Source organism: Haemophilus sp. THUN1690 (assembly GCF_059704375.1).
Genome location: NZ_AP046582.1, coordinates 772,049 through 795,808, shown reverse-complemented (window position 1 = coordinate 795,808; position 23,760 = coordinate 772,049). Strand labels below are relative to the sequence as shown.

The 23,760-nt window shown below is 38.2% G+C and carries 19 protein-coding genes and 1 pseudogene; 11 read left to right on the top strand and 9 right to left on the bottom strand.

Translation table 11 applies throughout. The features are described 5' to 3' along the window. The first annotated feature begins 38 nt into the window (after positions 1–38). The 3 genes from lolD to aroG all read left to right on the top strand — a co-directional run bounded on the left by lolD (position 39) and on the right by aroG (position 3,278). Positions 39–722, top strand: coding sequence for a lipoprotein-releasing ABC transporter ATP-binding protein LolD (lolD, locus tag AC6H22_RS03740; RefSeq protein ID WP_005629004.1), 684 nt, complete (start codon positions 39–41; stop codon positions 720–722). Beyond that, positions 722–1,972, top strand: coding sequence for a lipoprotein-releasing ABC transporter permease subunit LolE (gene lolE / locus AC6H22_RS03735; RefSeq protein ID WP_005629002.1), 1,251 nt, complete (start codon positions 722–724; stop codon positions 1,970–1,972). Before lolD ends, lolE begins: the two co-directional genes overlap by 1 nt. A 217-nt stretch (positions 1,973–2,189) precedes the next feature. Further along, a complete protein-coding gene (gene aroG, locus AC6H22_RS03730; RefSeq protein WP_005629634.1) occupies positions 2,190–3,278 on the top strand; it encodes a 3-deoxy-7-phosphoheptulonate synthase AroG in 1,089 nt (362 codons plus the stop codon). A gap of 54 nt (positions 3,279–3,332) precedes the next feature. Here the strand turns inward: aroG and AC6H22_RS03725 are convergent. The 4 genes and pseudogenes from AC6H22_RS03725 to purE form a co-directional block, all read right to left on the bottom strand. Next, positions 3,333–3,474, bottom strand: a pseudogene (locus tag AC6H22_RS03725) (IS3 family transposase); the annotation flags it as partial. Between the two features lie 461 nt (positions 3,475–3,935). Continuing rightward, a complete protein-coding gene (locus AC6H22_RS03720) occupies positions 3,936–5,126 on the bottom strand; it encodes an amino acid aminotransferase (RefSeq protein WP_005629636.1) in 1,191 nt (396 codons plus the stop codon). A 139-nt stretch (positions 5,127–5,265) separates the two neighbouring features. Further along, complete coding sequence (gene purK / locus AC6H22_RS03715) at positions 5,266–6,354, bottom strand: 5-(carboxyamino)imidazole ribonucleotide synthase (protein WP_005629638.1); 1,089 nt, start codon at positions 6,352–6,354, stop codon at positions 5,266–5,268. Between the two features lie 68 nt (positions 6,355–6,422). Then, positions 6,423–6,917: a 5-(carboxyamino)imidazole ribonucleotide mutase gene (gene purE / locus AC6H22_RS03710; protein ID WP_005629640.1), complete on the bottom strand. Its 495-nt coding sequence runs from the start codon at positions 6,915–6,917 to the stop codon at positions 6,423–6,425. Positions 6,918–7,077: 160 nt separating this feature from the next. Between purE and pepN the strand changes: the two genes are divergently transcribed. Next, the gene (gene pepN / locus AC6H22_RS03705) at positions 7,078–9,687 is read left to right on the top strand and encodes an aminopeptidase N (RefSeq protein WP_118816968.1); all 2,610 of its coding nucleotides are present in this window, start codon (positions 7,078–7,080) and stop codon (positions 9,685–9,687) included. A 199-nt stretch (positions 9,688–9,886) separates the two neighbouring features. After that, positions 9,887–12,157: a 5-methyltetrahydropteroyltriglutamate--homocysteine S-methyltransferase gene (gene metE, locus AC6H22_RS03700; protein WP_118816967.1), complete on the top strand. Its 2,271-nt coding sequence runs from the start codon at positions 9,887–9,889 to the stop codon at positions 12,155–12,157. A gap of 201 nt (positions 12,158–12,358) precedes the next feature. Here metE and AC6H22_RS03695 read toward each other — a convergent pair whose 3' ends face one another. Then, positions 12,359–13,951 carry a phosphoethanolamine transferase gene (locus tag AC6H22_RS03695; RefSeq protein ID WP_118816966.1) on the bottom strand — a complete coding sequence of 531 codons (1,593 nt, stop codon included), beginning with the start codon at positions 13,949–13,951 and terminating at the stop codon, positions 12,359–12,361. A gap of 269 nt (positions 13,952–14,220) precedes the next feature. Between AC6H22_RS03695 and pyrD the strand changes: the two genes are divergently transcribed. Both pyrD and rnm read left to right on the top strand, forming a co-directional pair. Beyond that, a complete protein-coding gene (gene pyrD / locus AC6H22_RS03690; RefSeq protein ID WP_118816965.1) occupies positions 14,221–15,240 on the top strand; it encodes a quinone-dependent dihydroorotate dehydrogenase in 1,020 nt (339 codons plus the stop codon). After that, complete coding sequence (gene rnm, locus AC6H22_RS03685) at positions 15,240–16,064, top strand: RNase RNM (protein ID WP_118816964.1); 825 nt, start codon at positions 15,240–15,242, stop codon at positions 16,062–16,064. The genes pyrD and rnm overlap by 1 nt, the downstream gene beginning before the upstream one ends. Before the next feature lie 99 nt (positions 16,065–16,163). Here rnm and AC6H22_RS03680 read toward each other — a convergent pair whose 3' ends face one another. Both AC6H22_RS03680 and fumC read right to left on the bottom strand, forming a co-directional pair. Then, the gene (locus tag AC6H22_RS03680; RefSeq protein ID WP_118816963.1) at positions 16,164–16,772 is read right to left on the bottom strand and encodes a chalcone isomerase family protein; all 609 of its coding nucleotides are present in this window, start codon (positions 16,770–16,772) and stop codon (positions 16,164–16,166) included. 127 nt (positions 16,773–16,899) lie between these two features. Then, on the bottom strand, positions 16,900–18,294 hold the full coding sequence (fumC, locus tag AC6H22_RS03675; protein WP_005626500.1) for a class II fumarate hydratase: 1,395 nt from the start codon (positions 18,292–18,294) through the stop codon (positions 16,900–16,902). A gap of 234 nt (positions 18,295–18,528) precedes the next feature. On the opposite strand from fumC, the gene AC6H22_RS03670 reads away from it, so the two are divergent. The 4 genes from AC6H22_RS03670 to valS are packed head-to-tail and all read left to right on the top strand — an operon-like array spanning position 18,529 to position 22,667. Next, complete coding sequence (locus tag AC6H22_RS03670) at positions 18,529–18,963, top strand: DNA polymerase III subunit chi (RefSeq protein ID WP_005645411.1); 435 nt, start codon at positions 18,529–18,531, stop codon at positions 18,961–18,963. Positions 18,964–18,966: 3 nt separating this feature from the next. Continuing rightward, positions 18,967–19,275, top strand: a complete 309-nt coding sequence (gene yqfB / locus AC6H22_RS03665; RefSeq protein ID WP_118816962.1) for a N(4)-acetylcytidine aminohydrolase — start codon at positions 18,967–18,969, stop codon at positions 19,273–19,275. Between the two features lie 28 nt (positions 19,276–19,303). Continuing rightward, the gene (locus AC6H22_RS03660) at positions 19,304–19,795 is read left to right on the top strand and encodes a hypothetical protein (protein WP_118816961.1); all 492 of its coding nucleotides are present in this window, start codon (positions 19,304–19,306) and stop codon (positions 19,793–19,795) included. A gap of 7 nt (positions 19,796–19,802) precedes the next feature. Next, a complete protein-coding gene (valS, locus tag AC6H22_RS03655; protein WP_497515375.1) occupies positions 19,803–22,667 on the top strand; it encodes a valine--tRNA ligase in 2,865 nt (954 codons plus the stop codon). Positions 22,668–22,872: 205 nt separating this feature from the next. Here the strand turns inward: valS and hybG are convergent, their stop codons facing one another. After that, entirely contained in the window at positions 22,873–23,148 is a 276-nt protein-coding gene (hybG, locus tag AC6H22_RS03650) for a hydrogenase maturation factor HybG (RefSeq protein WP_005626486.1), read from the bottom strand. 29 nt (positions 23,149–23,177) lie between these two features. After that, complete coding sequence (gene hybE, locus AC6H22_RS03645) at positions 23,178–23,687, bottom strand: hydrogenase-2 assembly chaperone (RefSeq protein WP_005626483.1); 510 nt, start codon at positions 23,685–23,687, stop codon at positions 23,178–23,180. Positions 23,688–23,760 lie beyond the last annotated feature (73 nt).

The window sequence follows — 23,760 nt, the reverse complement described above, 5'->3', positions numbered from 1 at the left end:
ATGATTTGCTACTAAAGTGCGGTTAAAACGAGTAAAAAATGAATAACTATTTATTAAAATGCGAAAACATCAATAAATTTTATCAAGAAGGTGAAAATCAAACGCAAGTGTTAAAAGGCGTTTCTTTTTCTATGGAACCTGCAGAGTTGGTTGCGATTGTGGGGAGTTCAGGTTCGGGGAAAAGTACTTTATTGCATACTTTAGGTGGGCTTGATCAGCCAAGTAGTGGGGAAGTGTTTATTAATGGACAATCCTTGCAAAAAGCATCGGCTAATGAATTAGCTGCTTTGCGTAATCGCTATTTAGGATTTGTGTATCAATTCCATCATTTAATGGCGGATTTTACCGCACTTGAAAATGTGATGATGCCGATGTTGATTGGTCATCAAAATAAAACAGAAGCGAAAGATCGTGCCGAAAAAATGCTAAATGCGGTGGGATTAAGCCATAGAATTACGCATCGTCCATCTGCGCTTTCTGGTGGGGAACGTCAGCGTGTGGCGATTGCGCGAGCTTTGGTGAATAATCCATCGTTAGTTTTAGCGGATGAGCCCACAGGGAATCTCGATCACAAGACCACAGAAAGCATTTTTGAACTCATTCAACAACTCAATCAAGAGCAAAATATCGCTTTTTTATTAGTTACTCACGATATGGGGCTTGCTGAAAAATTATCACGTCGTTTAGTTATGCAAGATGGTATTTTGAAGGAAGGTGTGTGATGAATACGCCGTTTTTTATTAGTTGGCGTTATCAACGTGGCAAGCAGAAAAATCCTTTGGTTGCATTAATTGCAAAATTTTCAGCTATCGGTATTGCGCTGGGGGTTGCAGTTTTAATTGTTGGCTTAAGTGCGATGAATGGTTTTGAGCGTGAGCTTAACCAACGAATTCTTGCAGTGGTTCCCCATGCAGAGATTTTATCAGCGCCCAATGCGACGGATCCAACCATTCACCATTGGCAAAATTTGGAAAAACGCTTACAACAAAATGCCCAAATTAAAGGTATTTCCCCTTTTGTTAGTTTTACTGCATTGGTAGAAAATGGCTCGAAATTGAAAGTGGTTCAGGTGAAGGGCATTGAAAAACAAGCAGAAGATCGAGTGAGTTCTCTTGGTAATTTCGTACAAGAGCAAGGCTGGGATAAATTTGGGAAAGAAGGCGGATTAGTCTTGGGATCGGGTATTGCTAGAGAACTTGATGTAAAAGCGGGTGATTGGGTTACCTTACTTATTTCTCAGCAAAACGGCGATGAACAACTTTCTCAACCCACTCGTGAACGCGTGCAAGTCACTGCAATTTTGCGTTTAGATGGACAACTTGATTATAGTTATGCCTTATTGCCGCTTGCTCAAGCACAAGAATTTTTAACTTATAAATCAGATCAAATAACAGGTGTTGAATTGAAATTAGATGATCCTTTTTCTGTTAAAAATCTGGATTTATCTATGCTTAATGATTATCCGCAGATGCTTTATATTCAAAACTGGATTGGTAAATTTGGTTATATGTATCGCGATATTCAACTTATTCGAACAGTGATGTACATCGCCATGGTGCTCGTGATTGGGGTGGCATGTTTTAATATTGTTTCTACGCTGATTATGGCGGTAAAAGATAAGCAGGGCGATATAGCCATTATGCGCACGCTTGGGGCGAATAATGCATTCATTAAACGTATTTTTATTTGGTATGGCTTACAGGCAGGAATGAAAGGTTGCTTAATTGGTATTGTGTTAGGCATTATACTTGCACTAAATCTTACAACCTTTATTCAAGGTATTGAGTGGGTTATCGGTAAGAAATTGTTATCGGGCGATGTGTATTTTGTCGATTTTTTGCCAAGCGAGTTACATTGGTTGGATGTTTTGATGGTTTTAGTTGCAGCGCTTGCATTGAGTTTAATTGCTAGTTTTTATCCAGCAAGTAGGGCTGCTAAATTACAACCAGCCCAAGTATTAAGTAGCCATTAATTTTGTGAATACCGCATGAAAGTGCGGTATTTTTTTGTCTTTTATTCACTCAATATTTCACTTTATTCGGCTTGCAAGCATACGTTAAAGATAGTTTAATAACGAACTTGTAGGTTTTATTCTTAAAAAATACAACGAACTAGTTTACTAGTACAAAAAATAGGTGTAGATTACCTACATAATTAAAACACAACATTTGAAAGTTTGAGAGTGATATATGGCTAAAGAGAAAATTGAAATTGTCGTGGCAAACGACGATATGCGAATTGAAAAAGTCGATCAGGTGTTACCACCCATTGCCTTATTAGAAAAATACCCAGCTAGTGAACATGCTGCGGCATTAGTGAAGCAAACTCGTCATGAGGCACATAATATTATTCATGGTAAAGATGATCGTTTATTAGTGATTATCGGGCCTTGCTCTATTCATGATCCTAAAGCTGCGATTGAGTATGCAAACCGTTTAAAACCATTACGTGAAAAATATAAAGATAGTCTTGAAATTATTATGCGTGTGTATTTTGAGAAACCACGTACAACAGTGGGCTGGAAAGGTTTAATTAACGATCCGTATTTAAATGATACTTATCGTTTAAATGATGGTTTACGCATTGCACGAAAATTACTTTCTGATATTAATGATTTAGGTGTGCCATCTGCCGGTGAATTTTTAGATATGATCACGCCACAATATGTGGCAGATTTTATGAGTTGGGGCGCAATTGGTGCGCGTACGACTGAATCGCAAGTTCACCGTGAGTTAGCCTCTGGTTTGTCTTGTGCTGTTGGGTTTAAAAATGCAACCAATGGTGGCGTGAAAGTTGCTTTAGATGCAATTGGCGCAGCAGAAGCTCCTCATTATTTCTTATCTGTCACTAAATTTGGTCATTCAGCGATTGTTTCCACAAAAGGGAATGAAGATTGCCATATTATTTTACGTGGCGGAGATAAAGGACCGAACTATAGCGCTGAAGATGTGGCAAAAGTTTGCACAGATATTGAGAAATCTGGTCGAATCCCTCATGTAATGATTGATTTCAGCCATGCAAATAGCTGTAAACAATTTAAAAAACAAATGGACGTTTGCCAAGACGTATGTAATCAGATTGCATCTGGTTCTAAACAAATCTTTGGCGTAATGGTGGAAAGCCATTTAGTGGAAGGTCGTCAAGATTTAGTTGATGGCAAAGCTCAGACGTACGGACAAAGTATTACTGATGCATGCATTGGATGGGAAGATTCTGAAAGATTATTGCAACAACTTTCTGATGCAGTTATTGCTAGACGTAAAGTGACGAGTAATTAATTGAAATAGATAGAAGTAGGGTTGATTTTGATCTGCTCCAAAAAAGTTAGACTGTTATTTAAAGGATTGTTTTCGATATTGTATCGGACTCAGTCCTTTTAATTTTAGTTGAATCCATCGGTGATTATAGTAATCCAAAATCTCTGACGGCATCAATTATCTCTTCTCTACTGTTAAATTCCCGACCATAAAAACATTACGTTTTTAATCGCCGCGGCATTGTCCTAGCAATTCCCTTTTCTCTATATACTTTGAATGATGCAATGTTCAGCAAAGATATCGACGATAGACACCTCCGCTTCAAGCTGAAAAATTCTCAAACACAAGCGATCTTCTTCTATTTTAGGTGGAGGTGACATTTTGGTATATTGGTATAGTGAGATTTCATAGAGAGTTGTCCAGATGGTTCACGAAGAATCAGCCTATTTATGCTATTTTGTTCAATGAGTTTCAATCTAGTTCCAACTAATTTTTCTGAGAATATATTGTACGCTTTTCTAATACTGATTTTTCGATTCAGAATAGCCTGGAGAGGCTATCATTTAAATTCTATTGTATCGTATTTACTTATAATAAAATCTGCACCTCAATTGTTGGTTTGGTTAGTCCAACTTTTGGGGTACAGATCAACTTAACCGCACTTTTGCTTTTTATGAATTACAGTACTTTCACAATGCTTTCACATAAATAACGAATATTGTCTTCAGTGATACCGGCCACATTGATACGACCAGAACGAACAGCATAAATCGCAAATTCTTCTTTTAAGCGATCAACTTGTTCAGGTGATAAGCCGCTGAAAGAGAACATACCGTTTTGTTCCATGATAAAGCTGAAATCTTGTTCAGCACCATATTCTTTTAATAACTGAACGAATAAATGACGCATTTTTTTGATGCGTTCGCGCATTTCAGTTAATTCATTTTCCCACTCTTGGCGAAGTTGAGGATCATTTAGCACCGTTGCTACGGTCGCCCCACCGTGAGATGCTGGGTTAGAGTAGAGTGTACGAATAATTGATTTCACCTGTGTTAATGCAGTTGAAGCAATTTCTGCATTTTCAGCCACAAGGGTAAAGGCACCGACACGCTCATTGTATAAACCAAAGTTTTTAGAGAATGAACTCGCGACTAATAATTCTTTATGATTTGCTGCAAAAGCACGCAAACCGTAAGCATCTTCATCTAATCCATTGGCTAAACCTTGATAAGCAAAGTCAAAGAGTGGCAACCAGCCATTTTTAGCCGAAAGTGCGGCTAATTCTTGCCATTGTTCAGGAGTTGGATCAATACCAGTCGGATTATGGCAGCAGCCGTGTAAAAGTACCACATCACCTTCACTTGCTTGGCTTAAATCTTCGAGTAAATGTTCCCAATCAAGGGCTTTACGTTCAGCATCATAATAGCGATATTCACGAATCGTCATGCCCACTGCATTGAAAATCGCATTGTGGTTTGGCCAGGTTGGTGTGCTGATCCACACATTTTGTGCTTTGGTTTGACGTTTAATAAATTCTGCCGCAATGCGTAATGCGCCTGTACCGCCTAAACTTTGTACTGTTCTTGCTCGATTAGATTTAATGATTTCAGAATCTTTACCGAAAAGTAGCGCTTTTGTTCGTTCGTTATAATCTGCAATACCATCGATAGTCAGATAATTCTTCGTTTTTTCCTTATCAAATAAGCGTTTTTCTGCTTCTTTTACCGCACGCATAATTGGGGTTGTGCCTTGCGCATCTTTATAAACACCAATACCCAAGTTGATTTTATTTTCGCGAGTTTCGGATTTGAATGCTTCGCCTAAGCCTAAGATTGGATCGGCTGGTGCCGCTTTGATATGTTCAAACATAGCTTTTCCTTATGTATGTGTTGTGTGGTGGATAATTTTATACTTCAGCCGTTTTATTTTATCAAGAAAGATTTTTATAAAAATTAACCGCACTTTGATATTTTTGAATATTCATCAAAAAGTGCGGTCATTTTTTACATTATTTTAGTTTTTCAATCGCCCAATTTAATCCCGATTGATAGTCTTCCAGTAATTCAGAGCGAAGTTTTTCCAATTGCTGAATAATGACCGCTTTATTAGGATGAGAAAGATTGATATGCCCAACCTTACGCCCAGCTCTCACTTCTTTACCGTACCAATGAAGTTGTGCAAACGGTGTATTAAGCCATGTTGGATTATGGTTTGTGCCGATTAAATTCACCATCACACTTGGCGCGAAAGTTTGTAATTCAGGCGTTGGCAAATCAAGTAGCGCACGTAAATGTAATTCAAATTGGCTAATCGAGCATCCCAGTTGTGTCCAATGCCCACTGTTATGTACACGAGGCGCAAGTTCGTTAATCAATAATTTGTCGCCTACAACAAAACATTCCATTGCCATCACACCAATATAGCCTAGCTTATCCATAATTTTTCCTAGCATGGCTTCTGCTTGCTCTTGTTGTGCGGATTGTTGAGGAAAAGCACTATCAACCACACTGTAACGCAAAATACCATTTTGTTGCAGGTTATGCGTAACGGGATAAAAACGCTTTTCGCCATTTTTAAATCTTGCGCCTACAATAGAAACCTCATAATCGAAAGGAATAAATTTTTCTGCGATCACTTCACCAAATAAGTCATCGGTGATGTCCGCTTTGTTTTCATTGTTGATAATCCATTGACCACGCCCATCATATCCGCCGGTTCTGCGTTTAGCGACGACTTTCTCGCCAACAGTTTGGAAAACATCATTCCATTGCGTTTTATCTTTTAATAAACACCAAGGTGAGGTAGAAAGATTCAGCTCATCAAGCAAGGATTTTTGAGTAAAACGATCGGCCAATAATCCAAATACATGTTGATTAACGAAGTTTTTATGATTGCCGAGTAATTCAGTCAAAGGTGTTTTTTCCCAGCGTTCAATTTCCGCCGTGATGATCGCATTTTCAGGTAAGTCAAAAACTGGGGCATTGAAGGCTAAAGGTTTAACATAAATATCTAAAGGTGCGCCCGCGTAACGTAACATTCTGCCGAGTTGTCCGTTGCCTAGTACATAAACGGTTGGGTATAAGGTGGAGTTTTGCATAGTATTTCTCGTTAAATTTACGAAAAAACAACCGCACTTTAAAAGTGCGGTCAGATCTGAAGATATTTTTATGTGCGTGGATCGGGATTGTCCAGTACAGTATGAGTTTGGTTTTCACGGAAAGATTGCAAGCGTGAAAGCAATTCTTCATCCCAACCTGCTAGAATTTGGGCGGCTAACAATCCTGCATTTGCCGCACCTGCAGGGCCAATTGCTAATGTTCCTACTGGGATTCCTTTTGGCATTTGCACAATTGAATAAAGGCTATCTACGCCACTTAACATTGAACTTTTTACTGGTACGCCCAGTACCGGCACAAGTGTTTTGGCTGCGATCATACCGGGTAAATGTGCCGCACCGCCTGCACCAGCAATAATTACTTTGTAGCCATTTTTTTGTGCATTTTCAGCAAATTCAAAAAGTTTATCAGGTGTACGATGGGCCGAGACGACTTCCACATGATAAGGTACTTTTAATTCATCTAAAATCTGAGTTGCCTCTTGCATGGTAGCCCAATCGCTTTTGGAACCCATTACAACGGCAATTTGTGCAGTTTTTGACATGCTATTTTCTCAATTTTTTAATTAAAAACGTTTCGTAGAATAGCACATCTTACATATATCAAGCAAACGTTTGCTAAATGGGTTTTATAGGAAAATACCATTGCAACTTTAAGGATAAAATTTTATCCTAGGCACAATTTTTATAAGAATAGGGCAAATTATGTTAGCCAAAGCAAAATATAGAAAAGATTACAAACAACCAGATTTTACGGTCACAGACATTTATTTAGATTTTCAACTCGATCCTAAACATACTGTGGTTACGGCAACCACAAAATTCCAACGCTTAAATGATGAAGCGACTTCTTTACGTTTAGATGGGCATAGTTTCCAGTTTTCCTCTATTAAATTTAATGGTGAGCCATTTTCTGCCTATCAACAAGATGGCGAGAGTTTAACGCTCGATTTAAAAGGTAAAAGTGCGGAAGAATTTGAACTTGAAATTGTGACCTTCCTTGTACCAGCCGAAAACACTTCATTACAAGGGCTATATCAGTCTGGCGAAGGTATTTGTACTCAATGCGAGGCGGAAGGTTTCCGTCAAATCACTTATATGCTTGATCGCCCAGATGTATTGGTTCGCTATACAACCAAAATTACGGCAGATAAAACCAAATATCCATTCTTACTTTCTAATGGCAACCGCATTGCAAGTGGTGAATTAGAGGATGGTCGTCATTGGGTTGAATGGAATGACCCATTCCCGAAACCAAGCTATTTGTTCGCTTTAGTGGCGGGTGATTTTGATTTATTACAAGATACCTTTACGACAAAAAGTGGTCGTGAAGTAGCCTTAGAGCTTTATGTGGATCGTGGCAATCTTAACCGTGCAACTTGGGCAATGGAAAGTCTGAAAAAAGCGATGAAATGGGATGAAGATCGCTTTAATTTAGAATATGACCTCGATATTTACATGATCGTTGCAGTGGACTTCTTCAATATGGGCGCAATGGAAAATAAAGGGTTAAATATCTTTAACTCTAAATTCGTGTTGGCCAATCCACAAACGGCAACAGATGAGGATTATCTTGCTATTGAAAGTGTGATTGCACACGAATATTTTCATAACTGGACAGGCAATCGTGTTACCTGCCGAGATTGGTTCCAATTGAGTTTGAAAGAAGGCTTAACAGTTTTCCGTGATCAAGAGTTTTCTTCAGATACAGGTTCGCGTGCGGTGAATCGCATTAATAATGTGAAATTTTTACGCACCGTACAATTTGCCGAAGATGCAAGCCTAATGTCACACCCAATTCGCCCTGAAAAAGTCATTGAAATGAATAACTTCTATACCGTGACTGTATATGAAAAAGGGGCAGAGGTGATTCGTATGTTGCACACCTTATTAGGTGAACAAGGTTTCCAAAAAGGGATGCAACTCTATATTGCTGAAAACGATGGTAAAGCGGCAACCTGTGAAGATTTTGTTTCTGCAATGGAACGTGCAAATAACGTTGATTTAGCACAATTCCGTCGTTGGTATAGCCAATCAGGTACACCAGAATTATTGATTAGCGATGCCTATGATGAACAAACCCATACTTATCGTTTAACCGTTTCACAATCCACACCGCCAACCGCAGATCAAATGGAAAAAGTGAATTTACATATTCCATTAAAAGTGGCGCTTTATGATGCGAACGGCACGAAACAAATGCTACAACATAATGGCGAATTGTTGAGTGATGTATTAAATGTCACTGAAAAAGACCAAGTCTTTGAGTTTCATGGCATTTATGGTCGCCCAATTCCAGGATTGTTATGTGATTTCTCCGCGCCAGTAAAACTGGATTATGATTACAAAACCGAGCAGTTATTAGGCTTGCTTAAATTCTCTGATAATCAATTTATCCGTTGGGATGCGGCTCAAATGCTATTTGCGCAAGAATTACGTCGTAATGTTGTGCATTTCCAACAAGGCGAGCCACTAGAAATTTCGTCTGAAATTTTGACCGCACTTTCTTATGTTCTGAGCCATTATGAGAAAGATATTGAACTGGCAACCTTAATTCTCACCCTTCCAAAAGAAATGGAATTTGCGGAAGGTTTCAAAACTATTGATCCTGATGGTATTTCAGCCGCAAGAGAATTTATGCAAGCACAAATTGCAGAATCGTTAAAAGATGATTTCTTGCGTGTTTATACCCATATTCGCCTTGATGAGTATCAAGTTACGCAACAAGACATCGCCTTGCGTGCAATGCGTAATCTTTGTTTAACTTATTTGGCTTACACCAATTTGGGCAATAACCTAGTCCAAAAACATTACAATAATGCCAATAATATGACGGATACTTTAGCGGCATTAAATATGGCGACCAAAGCTGCGTTACCTTGTCGTGATGCCTTGTTGGCCGATTTTGAACAAAAATGGCAACATGATGGCTTGGTAATGGATAAATGGTTTGCTTTACAAGCAACTCGCCCAGATGAAAACGTATTGGAAATTGTACAAGTGTTAATGGATCACCCAAGTTTTAACTTCAACAATCCAAACCGTTTACGTTCATTAGTGGGTAGCTTTGCAAATCACAACTTAAAAGCTTTCCATCATATTAGTGGTTCTGGCTATCGCTTCTTAACGGATGTCTTAATTCGTTTAAATGAAAGCAATCCACAAGTGGCTGCGCGTTTAATCGAGCCATTAATTCGTTTTTCTCGCTTTGATGCCCAACGCCAAACCTTGATGAAACGTGCTTTAGAACGCCTAAGCATTGTAGAAAATCTGTCAAAAGATTTATTTGAAAAAATTGAGAAAGCGTTGCAGTAAAAGTGCGGTAAATTTTTCAATAGTTTTTGGGGCATTTAGTATGCACCTTTATTTTGTATATGGTTTTAATATTAATTTATTTCATACAAATGCTGAAAATAATAAGTTTGCATAATACATTGATATAGCGCATTCTATACTCGTACAGACGTTTAGCCGTCTAAATGATTAAGAAGATTACTTTAAAACGGGAGTTATTATGACAACATCACATATTTTAGGCTTTCCTCGTGTAGGGGCAAAACGTGAATTAAAATTTGCACAAGAACGTTATTGGCGTAAAGAATTAGCAGAGCAAGATTTATTAGATTTAGCGAAAGCGTTGCGTGAAAAAAACTGGAAACATCAAGCTGCGGCGAATGCAGATTTCGTGGCAGTGGGCGATTTCACATTCTATGATCATATTTTAGATTTACAAGTGGCAACAGGGGCAATTCCTGCTCGTTTTGGTTTTGATAGCCAAAATTTAACCCTTGATCAATATTTCCAACTTGCACGTGGTAACAAAGATCAATTCGCAATTGAAATGACCAAATGGTTTGATACGAACTATCACTATCTTGTGCCAGAATTTCATAAAAATACACAATTCAAAGCTAATCCAGCACATTATGTAAATCAAATCCGTGAAGCAAAAGCCTTAGGTTTAAACTTCAAACCTGTGATTGTTGGCCCATTAACATTCTTATGGTTAGGTAAAGAAAAAGGCGAAGTATTTAACCGTTTCGATTTATTAAATCAATTAGTGCCTGTTTATGTTGAAATTTTAAACGCATTAGTGGCTGAAGGTGCGGAGTGGATTCAAATTGATGAACCTGCATTAGCATTAGACTTACCTGCAGAATGGGTTGAAGCCTATAAATCTGTTTACTCTGAATTAAGCAAAGTAAATGCAAAATTATTATTAGCCACTTATTTCGGTTCTGTTGCAGAACACGCTGAATTATTAAAAGCCTTGCCTGTTGCAGGCTTGCATTTGGATTTAGTGCGTGCGCCAGAACAACTTGCAGCATTTGAAGATTACAGCAAAGTGTTATCTGCAGGTGTGATTGAAGGCCGTAATATCTGGCGTGCAAACTTAAATAAAGTGTTAGATGTATTAGAGCCATTAAAAGCAAAATTAGGCGAGCGTTTATGGATTGCACCAAGCTGTTCATTATTGCACACCCCATTTGATTTAGAAGTGGAAGTACAATTAAAAGAGAAAAATCCTGCACTTTATAGCTGGTTATCTTTCACACTACAAAAAGTAGAAGAATTAAGTGTATTAAAACAAGCGTTAAATCATGGTAGAGCGTCTGTACAAGCGGCATTAGATGCAAGTCAAGCGGCAGCAGATGCACGTGCAACCTCAAAAGAAATTCATCGCCCTGAAGTAGCGGAGCGTTTAGCAAACTTACCAAAAGGTGCGGATCAGCGTAAATCGCCATTTGCAGAGCGTATTGTTAAGCAAAATGCGTGGTTAAATTTACCGCTTCTGCCAACTACAAACATTGGTTCATTCCCGCAAACGACAGAAATTCGTCACGCACGTGCAAGTTTCAAAAAAGGTGAATTATCTCTTGCAGATTACGAAGCAGCGATGAAAAAAGAGATCGAATATGTGGTACGTCGCCAAGAAGAATTAGATTTAGATGTGTTAGTTCACGGTGAAGCAGAGCGTAACGACATGGTGGAATACTTTGGGGAATTATTAGATGGTTTCGCATTCACTAAATTTGGTTGGGTACAAAGCTACGGTTCACGTTGTGTGAAACCACCAGTAATTTACGGCGATGTAACTCGCCCAGAGCCAATGACAGTACGCTGGTCACAATATGCACAAAGTTTAACTAACCGTGTAATGAAAGGAATGCTCACAGGCCCTGTGACTATTTTACAATGGTCATTCGTGCGTAACGATATTCCACGTTCAACCGTATGTAAACAAATCGGCGTGGCATTATCTGATGAAGTACTAGATTTAGAAGCAGCGGGCATTAAAGTCATTCAAATCGATGAACCAGCCATTCGTGAAGGTTTACCACTTAAACGTGCAGATTGGGATGCATACTTACAATGGGCGGGCGAAGCATTCCGTTTAAGCTCAATGGGCGTGCAAGATGATACGCAAATTCACACTCACATGTGTTATTCCGAGTTTAACGATATCTTACCTGCGATTGCAGCATTAGATGCAGACGTAATTACTATCGAAACTTCACGTTCAGATATGGAATTATTAGATGCATTCGTGAAATTCAACTACCCGAATGACATCGGTCCAGGTGTGTATGATATCCACAGCCCACGTGTACCAACCGCAGGTGAAATTGAACACTTATTACGCAAAGCGTTAAAAGTAATTCCTAAAGAACGTTTATGGGTAAACCCAGACTGCGGTTTAAAAACACGTGGTTGGACAGAAACCATTGAGCAGCTAAAAGTGATGGTAGATGTAACGAAAAAATTACGTGCTGAACTGGCGTAAGTAATCATACAGAAAGAATAATTTTCAAACACAGCTAATTAAAGCCGAATCCGATTGGGTTCGGTTTTTTATATAGCCAATTTTATTTGAATTATCAACCGCACTTTTAGAGCGTTTTTTCTGAATAAAAAACTCAGTAGAAATATCTACTGAGCTTTCTTCAATATTTTTTCAATTTAAACTTTTTATCAAGATAAAGTATTATTTTCTATTAGGATTAATAAAAGCTGGTGGATTTGCTGGTTTAACAGAAAGATAGCCATAATCACCAGTAATCATGTTTGAATTAATGACACCATTTTCACAACTAGATATAGGCATATCAAATCCCATAATATTGATAACTAAAGTTGAAAGTTGTTGATGGAATAATCGCTTACACTGATCGAATTCTTTTAATTTTCGTTGGATCTTTTCATTTTTTGTATAAATAAATACTGGTACAAGATATTGATCTTCCGCTGTTGTTCCCTGGTTATAATGATTTTTTGTGACAAATTGTCCATGGTCTGAAGTATATATTAGAATATAATCGTCTTTTCCACGTTTTTCTAGATAATTGTATACCTTCTGGATTAATTGATCTGTATTGTATACTGTGCTGTCATAATTATCTAATGGTGAACCATCTTTAAATATTTTTTCTTCTTCGGTTAGGTATTCAGCATAAGGACCATGTGAACCTCTCTGATGTAATACAATAAAATTCTTTTCTTTGTTAAGATCAATCTTCTGTAATAGAGGAAAAAGTTTATGATCATTCATTCCTTGCTCTGGTGATAAACCTAGCTGTGTTGGGGTGATTTGGTGATTCATCCAACTTTTTCCCATAATACTCATAATCATCATTGCACGTTCTGGTTGTGCAGTATAAAAATGAGTATCAAATCCTTGAAGTTTTGCTAGTTTGAAGAAATTCGTATCGCCTTTCATTATTTGTTTTAGTCCATTTGGACGGGGAATTGCATTGAAAAGTGCAGGTACAGAGATGGCGGTCATTAAGCCAGCACTATACGCTTCTTTTAATAAAACATTAGGATTTTCATTGGCTAATTGTCGAATAAAAGGCATAGTTTCTCGTTCATAACCGAAATAATCGACGTGTTTTGAACTTAAACTTTCTCCCATAATAAAAATAATATTTTTTACATCAGGTGAGGATATAATTGAGGGGGTTGGATGTAAATAGTCTTTTACTTGACTTAAGTTGAATGTTTCATAAGGAATAACTTTTCCGATGAAATTACCTACAGAAAAGAAATTACTTTTTACTCTAGAATAAGCCGGGTTTGAAGTAACGCCTAATTCTTGCGTGGAATAAAATGATCTACTGAATAAATAGAGGAATAAGCAAATAAATAAAATATCAGATATACAATACTTGCTTACTTTTCTTGTAGGATATATGAATAATGCAGAAATAAAAATAATAGTTTCCAATAAGGAGTAAATTACAGGTGGTCCAACGCGATCCAACATTGTAATACCTACATGAGAGACTTCCCCAATTTCTTTGAACATCAGGAAGTAATTTGTGCCATTGATCCAATTATCATATACTGCATAATGTCCAGAGTTAATAATAACAGAGGATGCAAAAAATAAACAAACAAAGAATTTAGTGATTTTATATTTTGAGAAAAGAAGAAAAATGATAAGTAATAAGTTAATGCTGTAAGTTTCAATATAACGACCAAGTGGAGGAATATTAAATATATTTCGATAAATTATTTCGCTAATCAATAGTATTAGGGGGTAAGCTAAGATGATAAATGATTTTAAACTGGACTTCATTGTTTCTCCAATTGGTTGAGCTGTTTTATTTTTTAAATATAATCATTACTAATAGAAAAATCAATGTTAATTTTTTATTAAAAATATATAAAATTTTATATGTTATGATAACTCTAATGAGAAATAGGATGGTTTTTTTATTAATTAGATTTTTTATTATTTGCACATCATCTTTGTTCCTCGTAGAATACGAGCAATCTTACCTTTAAAGTGCGGTGAAAATTGACCGCGCTTTCTTACAGTCAACTATCTCTGAGAGATAAACGAGTATGTATCAATTATTCCGTCACGGCATTTTCCAAATGGATGCTGAAAAGGCTCATAATTTCACAATTCAATGCTTGAAATTAGCTGGTAATCCTTTATTTCAACCGATCTTAAAATCTCTTGTTCATGCTCCTAACGGCTTTCCGAAAACGGTAATGGGTGTAAATTTCCCTAATCCCATTGGATTGGCGGCAGGAGCGGATAAAAATGGCGAGGCGATTGATGGTTTTGGTGCATTGGGTTTTGGTTTTCTCGAAGTAGGAACTGTCACGCCCGTTGCGCAAGATGGGAATGCAAAGCCGCGTCAGTTTCGCTTGATTGAAGCTGAAGGAATTATTAATCGTAATGGTTTTAATAATAATGGTATTGACTATCTTATAGAAAATGTGAAAAACGCCCGTTATCAAGGCGTGATTGGTATCAATATTGGTAAGAATAAATTCACGCCTTTGGAACAAGGTAAAGATGATTATATTTTCTGTTTGAACAAAGCCTATAACTACGCAGGTTACATTACGGTGAATATTTCATCACCCAACACACTGGATTTGCGTCAGTTACAATATGGTGATTATTTCGATGACTTGTTGCGAGGCATCAAGGATCGTCAGGCTATTTTGGCAAACCAATACAATAAATATGTGCCGATTGCGGTAAAAATAGCACCAGATTTAATGGAAAGTGAATTAGTGCAAATTGCGGATACATTGGTTCGTTATAAAATGGATGGCGTTATTGCAACCAATACTACAATTTCTCGTGATACTGTGATGGGGATGAAAAATGCGGAACAGCAAGGCGGATTAAGTGGAAAGCCGTTGCAGCATAAAAGCACTGAGATTATTAAGCGATTATATCGAGAACTGAAAGGTCAGATTCCGATTATTGGTAGTGGCGGCATTGATGGGGTGCAAAATGCGCAAGAGAAAATTGAGGCTGGTGCAGAGTTGTTACAAGTTTATTCAGGATTGATTTATCACGGTCCAAAATTAGTAAAAGAATTAGTAAAAAATATTAAATAATGACAAAAAAATACGATTTACATTGCCACAGCACCGCATCAGATGGGGTGTTGAGTCCAACGGAATTAGTGTATCGTGCTTATGCGCAAGGCGTGAACGTGCTGGCATTATGCGATCACGATACGATTGCGGGTATTGATGAAGCTGAGATTGCAGCGAAAGAAGTAGGCATTGAATTGATTACTGGAGTAGAAATTTCGACAAATTGGGAAGGGCGAGGGATCCATATTGTAGGATTAAACTTCGATAAAACTCATCCAAAAATGACCGCACTTTTGCAAAGTCAAAAAGCATTACGCGAAAAAAGAGCGGTGGAAATTGGCGATAAATTAGAAAAAGCAGGGATTCTTAATGCTTATGAAGGGGCGAAAGCTTTAGCTTATGGTGAAGTTACGCGTGCTCATTACGCACGTTATTTGGTACAGATTGGTAAGGTATCTAATGATGGCCAGGCCTTTAAACGCTATTTAGGGCAAGGAAAATCGGCATTTGTTAAAGCTGAATGGGCTGATATTCCCACAGCGATTGAGACAATCCATGCCGCAGGCGGTATAGCTATTATTGCGCATCCATTACGTTATAACATGACGGGAAAATGGGTGCGTAAGCTGATAACCGATTTTAAGGCTTGGGGCGGTGATGGCATGGAAATAGCGGATTGTGGTCAGACAAAAGATCAGCGTCAAATGCTTGCTCGTTGGGCAAAAGAATTTGATCTGCTGGGATCCGTTGGTTCTGATTTTCATTTTCCTTGTGGCTGGATTGAGTTAGGAAAAAATTTAGATTTAGTTGATGGTGTCATCCCAGTTTGGGAAAAATTTTAGCCAGATAGAGAATGTTCAAAATAATAAATACCTGCTTCCTTGATAATAATTTATTTGGAAACAGGTATTTTTTATGGTTCAAAATATAAAAAACTGAATTTATCCTTCGGATTTTTTCTGATTATCTAATAAATAGTGTGGCGGCAATTCAGGCATTGAATCTTGTTCATCAAAGGATTCAATTTCAGGTTTGAGATAAAACTCTGTTGCTTCATGATTGCTTTTTGTTTTGCCTAATAATTGTGGCTGAAGTTTTACAAAAGTGCTATTCGGTGCAAGCCAGATGCCGATAAATGCTTGATTAAATTTAGCATCAAAATCGTGTTCCAAAACAGTGTCATTTAATACAAAGTAGCCTCTATCTGGTAAGGCAATATAGTTCAATATATCGTTTGGTGAGAAATCCGGAAATGTGGATTGCATTTCTTTAAGCCAGCTTTGAGTATTGCCATCATTAAGTTTTAAGGTTTCGATTTCTTTAATAAGCGTAATCGCAAAATTTTTTCCTTCAATGGGTTTTTCATATTTGAAAGAGAGCATTAATGGGCGTTCATTTTCTTGATAAGTGCCTGTTTCGGAAAATAAACCAATGGTATAAACATGGAACGGCCCCCACGTGTATTCGGCATTTCCGATGGGTTGCCAATGAGCAAAAGGTGTGGCAGAAAAAAACGTTATCATTGCCACAAAAAGGGATTTCATTTTCATAATAAATTGCCGTGAATAAAATTGTGTTGATTATAACAAACCGCATCAAAAAACAAATGATAAACGAGTAAAAAGGCGAGTAATTTTACTCGCCTTTAATATTACTGATGTTAATTTGTGCGGTGAATTATTTTAGGCTACCCACCATATCTTCAGGGCGAACCCATTTATCAAAATCTTCGGCAGAAACTAAACCTAAATTAATCGCTTCTTCACGCAATGTTGTACCATTTTTGTGCGCCGTTTTTGCAATTTTAGCTGCGTTTTCATAGCCAATATGCGTATTAAGTGCGGTCACCAACATCAATGAATTTTCAAGTTGCTGTTTAATTCGAGGATAGTTTGGTTCAATACCCACTGCACAGTGTTCATCGAAAGATACGCAAGCATCGCCCAATAATTGAGCAGATTGTAAGAAGTTTGCAATCATCACAGGGTTGAACACATTTAATTGGAAGTGACCTTGTGAACCCACAAATGCGATAGTGGTGTCATTACCAAACACTTGTGCACAGACCATTGTCATCGCTTCACATTGAGTTGGGTTTACTTTACCCGGCATAATTGAAGAACCTGGTTCATTTTCAGGAATTAAAATTTCGCCAATTCCCGAACGAGGGCCTGATGCTAATAGACGAATATCGTTCGCAATTTTAAATAAACTCATTGCTAATTGACGTAGTGCACCGTGAGTTTCAACAATTGCATCATGAGCGGCTAATGCTTCAAATTTATTATCTGCGGTAACAAACGGAAGTGCGGTGAATTTTGCAATATAATCTGCCACTTTCACATCATAGCCTTTCGGTGTGTTCAAACCTGTACCAACCGCTGTACCACCCAATGCTAATTGACTTAAATGCGGAAGAGTATTTTTTAATGCTTTTAAGCCGAAATCTAATTGAGCCGCATAAGCCGAAAATTCTTGACCTAATGTGAGTGGCGTTGCATCCATTAAGTGAGTGCGGCCAATTTTTACCACGTTTTTGAAGGCTTCAGATTTTGCCGCAAAAGTTTTTTGTAAACGTTCAACACAAGGAATGGTGTGCTCAACTACTTTTTTATATGCAGCAATGTGCATTGCTGTTGGGAAAGTATCGTTTGAGGATTGTGATTTGTTCACATCATCATTTGGATGAATGATTGATTTTTCGCCTAATTTTCCACCGTTTAACACATGAGCACGATTTGCAACCACTTCATTCACATTCATATTAGATTGTGTACCAGAACCAGTTTGCCAAATAACAAGTGGGAATTGATCGTCTAATTTATTTGCTAAAATTTCGTCACAAGCCTGAGCAATTAAATCACGTTTTTCAAGAGGTAATACACCTAAATCATGATTAGCAAATGCGGCTGCTTTTTTCAGATAGCCAAAAGCTTCGATAATTTCATGTGGCATTGATGCGGCAGGACCAATTTTAAAGTTATTGCGTGAACGTTCAGTTTGTGCAGCCCAGTATTTATCTGCTGGAACTTGAACTTCACCCATTGTGTCTTTTTCAATACGAAATGCCATTCTGTACTCCTATGAATTGAATGAAAATTAAAACTGGATTGATTTTAACACTTCAGAGTTATGAGTGGAACGTAACAAAAACGTTAAAAATCAGTTTTGTGACATAGATCATAAAAGTGCGGTGGATTTTTAGACATTTGTAATAATGTATATTTAATTATTTATTTTTTAGGGTTTTTTCGTTAAAATTTCACCCTTTTTATAGGGCAAGATTGAGAAAATAACGGGGATAAAATGGCAAAAACTGCGCAATTTTACATTCTTACGGAAGATTGTACGTTAACTGTCGAAGAAATAGCCTGTAATCTTGCTGCCTCAATATGGCGCTCAGGGAAAAAAGTATTAATTAGCTGTGAAAGTGAGGCTCAAGCGCTAGAGATTGACGAGCGTTTGTGGCAACGAGATCCCAATGAATTTGTTCCGCATAATTTATCGGGTGAAGCCACACAATATCCCACACCTATTGAGATTTCATGGCTTGGGAAACGAAATTTACAACGCCGTGATGTGTTAATTAATTTGCAACAAGAAATCCCAGATTTTAGCCATAGTTTTACCCAAATTATTGATTTTGTACCGAAAGATGACGCCTTAAAAACACAAGCTCGAGAACGCTATAAACAATTACGTCTGCAAGGTTGGAATCTTTCTACTGAAAACGTGGGTTAATAAATGAACGATATTACCTTTTACCAACGCTTTGAAGCCGATATTCTTGCAGGACGTAAAACCATCACGATTCGGGACAAATCCGAAAGCCATTTTAAAGCTGGCGATATCTTACGTGTTGGTCGATTTGAAGATAATCAATATTTCTGCACGATTGAAGTGGTAAGTGTGTCACCGATTACCCTTGATGAACTGACGGAACTGCATGCGAAGCAGGAGAATATGGGGTTGGATGAGTTGAAAGAAGTGATTCGGGGGATTTATCCGAGTGAAGAACGGTTTTTTGTAATTGAGTTTAGTCTGCATTTCTAAATTTTATAAATAATATTAAGGGAAATATATGATTTTTAATTTTAATGATTTTAACGAACTAGATAGTATAGATGCTCCTCAAGCAGATGATTTGCATAAGGTTTATACTGTTACATCTCTCATAGGCGGAGATCCTATCTTATCTCATAACGATCAATTATTAGCATTTAAGATGGGGATTGTTGATAGACAGGTTCGGTATTATAAAGCCGCAGCTAGAATTTTAGGATTCTTAGATTCTGAAGATTGCTTGACTAAAGCAGGTTGTGACTTATTATCTTCTCAAGGCGATTTTATGGACACAATAGTGACAGCTTTCCAATATAGTAATATTGGTGTTTGTTGGTGCGCTTATTATCAAGTAAGTTCAGTACTTGATGTTTCCCTTGAGATAAATGAAGTCATCAAATTTTTAAATTATGCATTTGGTGCAAATTTATCTGATTCCACCAAAAGAAGAAGAGCTAAAACCCTAATAAAATGGGTTAATGAATATAGACAACATATACATACACGATAGGACACTTATGAGTCAAAAAGTTGATATGGCAGACCGTTTTAATCCGTCTGCGGTAGAGCAAGCCCTTTATCAACATTGGGAAGAGAGCGGTTATTTTAAACCGTCTGAAAATGAACATGCGCCGAGCTATTGCATTGCGATTCCACCGCCGAACGTCACTGGTTCCTTACACATGGGACACGCTTTCCAACAAACTTTAATGGATACTTTAATCCGTTTTAACCGTATGGAAGGGCATAACACCTTATGGCAAGCGGGTACAGACCATGCGGGTATCGCCACCCAAATGGTGGTGGAGCGTAAAATCGCTGCAGAAGAAGGCAAAACTCGCCACGATTATGGTCGTGAAGCATTCATCAACAAAATTTGGGATTGGAAAGCCTATTCAGGTGGCACAATCAGCCAACAAATGCGTCGTTTAGGTAACTCAATCGACTGGGAACGTGAGCGTTTCACGATGGACGATGGTTTATCTAACGCGGTAAAAGAAGTGTTTGTTCGCTTGCATGAAGAAGGTTTGATTTACCGTGGCAAACGCTTAGTAAACTGGGATCCAAAACTTCACACCGCGATTTCTGATTTAGAAGTGGAAAACAAAGAGAGCAAAGGTTCGCTTTGGCATTTCCGTTATCCGTTAGCAAATGGCGCGAAAACGGCAGATGGTAAAGATTATTTAGTGGTTGCAACCACTCGTCCGGAAACCATGTTGGGCGATACGGCAGTGGCGGTGCATTCTGAAGATGAGCGTTATCAATCTTTAATCGGTAAAACCGTGGTTCTGCCATTGGCAAACCGTGAAATTCCGATTATTGCCGATGAATATGTCGATCGTGAATTCGGTACTGGTGTGGTAAAAATTACCCCTGCGCATGACTTTAACGACTACGAAGTGGGTAAACGTCACAGCTTGCCGATGGTCAACGTATTAACCTTAAATGCAGATATTCGCGATGAAGCGGAAATTATTGGTACTGATGGCAAACCACTTGCCAGCTATGAAGCGACGATTCCTGCAGATTACCGTGGTTTAGAGCGTTTCGTTGCACGTAAGAAAATCGTGGCAGATTTTGAAGCACTTGGCTTATTAGATGAAATCAAACCGCACGATTTGAAAGTACCTTATGGCGACCGTGGTGGCGTGCCAATCGAGCCGATGCTAACCGACCAATGGTATGTGAGCGTGAAACCGCTTGCCGATGTGGCGATTAAAGCGGTGGAAGATGGTGAAATCCAATTCGTGCCGAAACAATACGAAAACCTTTACTTCTCTTGGATGCGTGATATTCAAGATTGGTGTATCTCTCGCCAACTTTGGTGGGGACACCGTATTCCTGCGTGGTATGACGCGGAAGGCAACGTGTATGTTGCGCGTAACGAAGAAGAAGTGCGGTCAAAATACAACTTAGATTCTGCGGTGGAACTCAAACAAGATGAAGACGTGTTAGATACATGGTTCTCATCAGGCTTATGGACGTTCTCTACCTTGGGTTGGCCAGAGCAAACTAAAGAGCTCAAAATGTTCCACCCAACGGATGTGTTGATTACCGGCTTTGACATCATCTTCTTCTGGGTTGCACGTATGATTATGTTTACGATGCACTTCGTGAAAGATGAAAACGGCAAACCGCAAGTGCCATTCAAAACGGTATACGTAACGGGCTTGATTCGTGATGAGCAAGGTCAAAAAATGTCAAAATCGAAAGGTAACGTACTTGACCCAATCGATATGATTGACGGTATCAGCCTTGACGATTTACTTGAAAAACGCACTGGCAACATGATGCAGCCACAATTAGCAGAGAAAATCGCAAAAGCAACCCGTAAAGAATTTTCGGACGGCATTGCTGCACACGGTACGGACGCATTGCGCTTTACATTAGCCGCATTGGCTTCAAACGGTCGCGATATTAACTGGGATATGAAACGCCTAGAAGGCTACCGTAACTTCTGTAACAAATTGTGGAATGCAAGCCGTTTCGTCTTAACGAATGAAAAATTAGATTTAAGCGAAGGCGAGATCGAGTTCTCATTAGCCGATCGTTGGATTCAATCAGAATTCAATCGCACAGTGGAAATTTTCCGTAATTCATTAAGCCAATATCGTTTCGACCTTTGTGCTAATGCGATTTATGAGTTTACTTGGAACCAATTCTGTGACTGGTATTTAGAATTGACTAAACCAGTATTTGCAAATGGCAATGCAGCACAAATCCGTGCGGCAAGCCAAACCTTGGTTCATGTATTAGAAAAATTATTACGTTTAGCGCATCCGCTGATTCCATTTATTACCGAAGAAATTTGGCAAAAAGTGAAAGGATTCGTGGACATCACTGCAGATAGCATTATGTTACAACCTTTCCCACAAGTGGAAGAGAACGACTTTGATCCAGAAGCAGAAGCTGAAATTGAGTGGTTAAAAGAAGTGATCGTTGCGGTACGTAATATTCGTGCAGAAAGCAACATCGCACCAAGTAAAGGCTTAGATCTGTTATTCCGTAATTTAAGTGCAGAAAACGCAAAAATTCTCGAAAAACAGACCGCTCTTTTAAAAGCCATGGCGAAATTAGACAATGTTCAAGTGTTAGCCGCAAACGAAACCGCACCGCTTGCGGTAGCGAAACTCGTCGGCAATGCGGAATTACTTGTGCCAATGGCTGGCTTTATCAATAAAGAAGCAGAGCTTGCCCGTTTAGCCAAAGAGATTGAAAAATATCAAAATGAAGTTAAACGTATCGAGAACAAACTCAGAAACGAAGCTTTCGTGGCTAAAGCACCAGAAGCAGTGATTGCGAAGGAACGCGAAAAACAAGCGGAATACCAATCTGGCTTAGAAAAAATCCAAGAGCAGTATAAAGCGATTGAAGCACTTTAACGCTAGCTATAAAAAACGTCGGTTTCTCTGGCGTTTTTTATTTTTAGAAATTAAAAATATGGTGAGTTTTCTACAGTATTTTTCACATTGCCAATAGAGAAAATTATCAAATAAAAAGATAAGAAAAATATTGGTTTAGATTAGAAAAATTAGAGAGATTGAGAGGTATAAATTGGGATAAAAAGTAGGCTTAACGCCTACTTTTTTATTTTTGATTTAATCCTAAAAAATCCCCAACTTCGTGCTCTAGTTGACTCATAGCGAGTAGGGCTTCTTGGGTTTTCTTAGCTTCATCTTCATCAATAACACTCATTGCAAAGCCTACATGAACGAGCACCCATTTGCCAAGTAAATCGGCAGGATCTCCAGTACAGACCAGTGAAATATTCACATCACGTTGTACGCCACATACATCCACGGTAGCAAGTTGAAGAGCGCTTTCGCCAATCTTAACAATTTGGCCTGGAACACCTAAACACATAATACTTTCACTCCTATTGAAATTTGTGTCTATTTTACTATCGCGCGGAATAAGTTACGTCGATCTGGATCAAAAGTTGTTGCTTTTGTTGGCATAGATAAAATCATTCTGAGGCAATCTTGTGCGAGTTGAACTGCTTGAGTATTTGTCATTGCAGGATCAATCGGAGAATGAAGGGAGCAACTAAGATATTGTGTAATGTTTTCTAAACTACTCACTGTGAAGGTGAAGGTTTTATAGGGTAGTTGTATTGAAAGTTTATCGCCAATGTCGCGCGGTTCCCATTCTTGATCTTTGCCAGGCAAAATGACAATACTTAACATCCAAGGTGTCACAACTGTACCTATCCATTGGTTTTCAAAAAGTACAAATTTAGGACAATAGCAGTCGATACCTTTTCGATAGAAAGGAAGATCTTTCATTTTTTCTGCAACTTTTCGCATTTCGTTTTGGAAGATTGAAGATGGATCCTCGGCGAAACCTTGAATGAGACCTTCAAGTGCGGTGGTATTTTCTGGTGTTTTTTCGTGTCGATACATAATTATTAAAATTTACAGCGAGGTGAATTTCAACAATTCACGCATACCATAAGAGCAAATTATGGTATGCGTG